This is a genomic window from Oleiphilus sp. HI0080 (assembly GCF_001635135.1).
The window spans coordinates 1-3,580 of the sequence record NZ_LWFU01000518.1 but is presented as its reverse complement, the minus strand read 5'-3'; the positions used below and the strand labels follow the sequence as shown (position 1 = coordinate 3,580).

At 49.7% G+C, this 3,580-nt stretch carries 4 protein-coding genes; all 4 read left to right on the top strand.

Features of this window, described 5'->3' with window-relative positions; genetic code table 11:
- The coding region (locus A3751_RS10945) for a phosphotransferase family protein (RefSeq protein ID WP_156492389.1) at positions 1-583 on the top strand (583 nt) is incomplete at its 5' end.
- A 189-nt stretch (positions 584-772) separates the two neighbouring features.
- Complete coding sequence (locus A3751_RS10940; RefSeq protein ID WP_068455703.1) at positions 773-1,765, top strand: NADPH:quinone oxidoreductase family protein; 993 nt, start codon at positions 773-775, stop codon at positions 1,763-1,765.
- 82 nt (positions 1,766-1,847) lie between these two features.
- Positions 1,848-2,612: an SDR family oxidoreductase gene (locus tag A3751_RS10935; protein WP_068455700.1), complete on the top strand. Its 765-nt coding sequence runs from the start codon at positions 1,848-1,850 to the stop codon at positions 2,610-2,612.
- Between the two features lie 15 nt (positions 2,613-2,627).
- On the top strand, positions 2,628-3,410 hold the full coding sequence (locus A3751_RS10930) for an SDR family NAD(P)-dependent oxidoreductase (protein WP_068455697.1): 783 nt from the start codon (positions 2,628-2,630) through the stop codon (positions 3,408-3,410).
- Positions 3,411-3,580 lie beyond the last annotated feature (170 nt).

Genomic DNA, 3,580 nt, shown 5'->3' with positions numbered 1-3,580 from the left:
CGATTACGGTAAACCAGGTAACTACTTTGAGCGCCAACTTTCTCGTTGGACGAAGCAGTATCGAGATTCAGAGACTCAGAAAATCCCGGCGATGGACCAATTAATTGAATGGTTAGAGCAACATATTCCAGAGGATGATGGACGGGTATCGCTAGTACATGGCGACTACCGCCTTGACAACATGATGTTCGCGCCCGATGAGGTGCGCGTCATTGCAGTGCTTGATTGGGAGCTATCGACGCTTGGTCATCCTTTTGCCGATCTGGCGTATCAGTGTATGCAATTACGTATGCCCGCCAATGCAGGCGATATGAGCGGTCTGGCCGGTGCAGATCGAGGTGCGCTGGGTATTCCCACTGAGGCCGAATACGTGGCGAGTTACTGTGAAGCGATGGGAATCGAGAAGATAGACCATTGGGCATTTTATCTAGCCTTTAGTTATTTCCGTTTGGCGGCGATTGCTCAAGGTGTTGCGAAACGTGCGCTTGATGGCAACGCCTCAAGCAAAAAAGCCAGTAAGGTGGGCGCGTATGTTGCCCCGCTGGCGATGGGTGCCTTGCACGTTGTTAAAACAGAAAGTTAAAACAGAAAGTTAAAACAGAAAGTAAAAGCAGCAGCCCAAGCGCTACTGTGATTGCTCGCGTGACACTCCTAGATCGACGTGGAGTGCGGAGGGAAACATTAGGTCCCCGACGAGCAGTGCTATCGAGGATGATGAATTGTTTTGGTGTTCGTCGGTCCTTAGATGTCCGACTTAACAAAGAGAAAGAAAATGAAAGCAATTGTATGTAACGACTTCGGTCCGATTTCAGACTTAAAGCTGCAAGAAATTGAAGCGCCAACGCCCGGTAAAGGTGAAGTATTGATTAAAGTTCTGGCCACCGGTGTGAACTTTCCTGATGGTCTTTTGGTGCAAGGCTTGTATCAAGCCAAGCCGGCATGCCCCTTTGTTCCTGGAATGGAGTTTTGCGGTGAAGTGGAAGCATTGGGTGAGGGCGTTAAGCACCTCAAAGTTGGCCAGCGTTTAATCGGTTCGAGCAAAGACTTTGGTGGCTTTGCGGAAAAGATTGTCGCGAATGCAATGATGGTATTGCCGATTACAGACGATGTTCCAAATACAGATGCTGCAAACTTAATGTGCGCGCATGGCACGGCGCATCATGCCCTAAAACAACGTGCTCGCTTGAAGAAAGGTGAGACACTCGTAGTGTTGGGCGCAGCCGGCGGAACGGGTATCGCGGCTGTACAGATTGGTAAAGCGATGGGTGCGCACGTTATCGCAGCTTGTTCATCGCAAGAAAAACTTGATATGGCCAAGGAAAATGGCGCTGATGAGCTAATCAACTATAGCGATGAAAACCTGAAAGACCGAATCAAAGAGCTGACCAAAGGCAAGGGCGCTGATGTCGTGTACGACCCTGTCGGCGGCGAAGCCTTTGCGGCTTGCTCCCGCTCAATGGCGCGTAATGGCCGGTTGCTTGTCGTTGGCTTTGCCTCGGGCTCCATCCCAGAATTGCCCGTAAACCTAACGCTCGTAAAAGAGTATTCAGTGATTGGCGTGTTCTGGGGCTCGTTTGTGATGCACGAGCCGATGATCTTTATGCAAAACATGCAGGAGCTGTTCGCTTGGTATCGAGAAGGCGCTGTGCGCTTGCAGACGGATGAGGTGTTTCCGCTTTCCAGAACTCAAGATGCGTTGGCCAAAGTGATGAATCGCGAAGTGAAGGGCAAAGTTGTTGTTGTCCCCGATGCCTTGCTGGATTGATGCACAACGCGAAAGATCGGTCTAAACGAAACACTATTGAACAGAGCAGAATTAAATCGAAACAAGGATTAGGAGGAATAGAATGGCGACCAAATTATTTGATTTAACAGGAAGAGTGGCATTGGTAACGGGCGCAAGTCGCGGGATTGGTGAGGCGATTGCCAAGCTGCTGGCGGAACAGGGTGCACATGTCATCGTATCAAGCCGCAAGATCGACGACTGCCAAGCTGTCGCTGATGCGATTATCGAAGCAGGAGGCGCCGCCGAAGCATGGGCCTGTCATGTTGGTGATATGGATCAGATCAAGCAGACCTTTGAATATATCGCCAATAAGCACGGCAAGTTGGATATTTTGGTCAACAATGCCGCTGCCAACCCTTATTTCGGCCACATTCTCGATACCGACATTGATGCTTACAACAAAACGGTTGATGTGAACATTCGCGGTTATTTCTTTATGTCTACTGAGGCGGGTAAGTTGATGCGCAAGAATGGCGGTGGATCGATTGTCAATACCGCGTCGATCAACGGTTTACAACCAGGCATGATGCAGGGCATCTACTCAATTACGAAAGCGGCGGTTATTAATATGACCAAGGCGTTCGCCAAAGAATGCGCACCATTTAATATTCGCGTCAATGCACTATTGCCGGGCTTAACGAAAACCAAGTTTGCCGGTGCCTTGTTCACCAATGACAGTATGTATAAAGCGGCAATGCAGATGATCCCAATGCATCGCCACGCGGAGCCAGAAGAAATGGCAGGTACTGTATTGTATTTGGTGAGCGATGCCTCGAGCTATACAACGGGTGAGTGCATTGTAGTTGATGGCGGTTTCACGATTTAAGGGCGGATAATACAAATGAGCGATAAATTATTAGATTTTGGCGGTAAGGTTGCACTTATCACAGGAGCGGCAAGTGGATTTGGCGCGGCACTTGCTGTTGAGCTCGCTGAGCGCGGCGCGAAGCTCGTGATTGCCGATTTCAACGCAGATGGGCTCGCAGAGACGGTCGATAAGGTTACGGCTACAGGCGCTGAAGTGGTGAGCGCTGTTGGCGACGTATCTTCCGAGGCGCACGCAGAAGAACTGGTTGGTTTGGCCAAGTCGAAGTTTGGTCGGCTGGATATTGCTGTAAACAACGCGGGTATTGCACCAAAACTCATGCCCTTTACGCAGATTGATGAAAAGACCTTACAACACCAGTTAGATGTGAATCTCAAAGGGGTTGCCTTTGGTATGAAGCATCAAATGCGAATGATGGCAGGGCAGAAGGACGGGAGCATTCTTAATGTCGCTTCGATGGCCGGGCTTGGCGCAACACCAATGGGTGGATCGTATGGCGCGGCAAAACATGCGGTGGTTGGTATGACCAAAACCGCCGCTGTTGAGATGGGTGCAATGAATGTTCGGGTAAACGCGATTTGTCCGTTCTTTACGGCAACACCGATGGTGGATAACCCGCATTTAAACCCAAACAATGATGATAAAGAGCTCAATAAAACCCTAGCTCGCGGTTGCCCTCTGAAGCGTATTGCGCGGGTAGAAGAGATCGTCAATGTCATGGTGATGATGCTATCGCCAGCAAACACGTATATGAACGGTATTGCTGTTCCCGTGGATGGCGGTATGTCGGCGATGTGAATTGGGTGAAATAGCGACAGCGATTGCTTAAGCTGTGATGAAAGCGTGTTCAAATTGCGCACTGATGTGCATGTGAACTCTGCTTTCTCTCAAACGTTCGCTTTGCCTGAGCCGCCCTCGCAACGCTATATAGAATTAAGGCATCAGAGTACTTTTACTCTGCCTCTTTG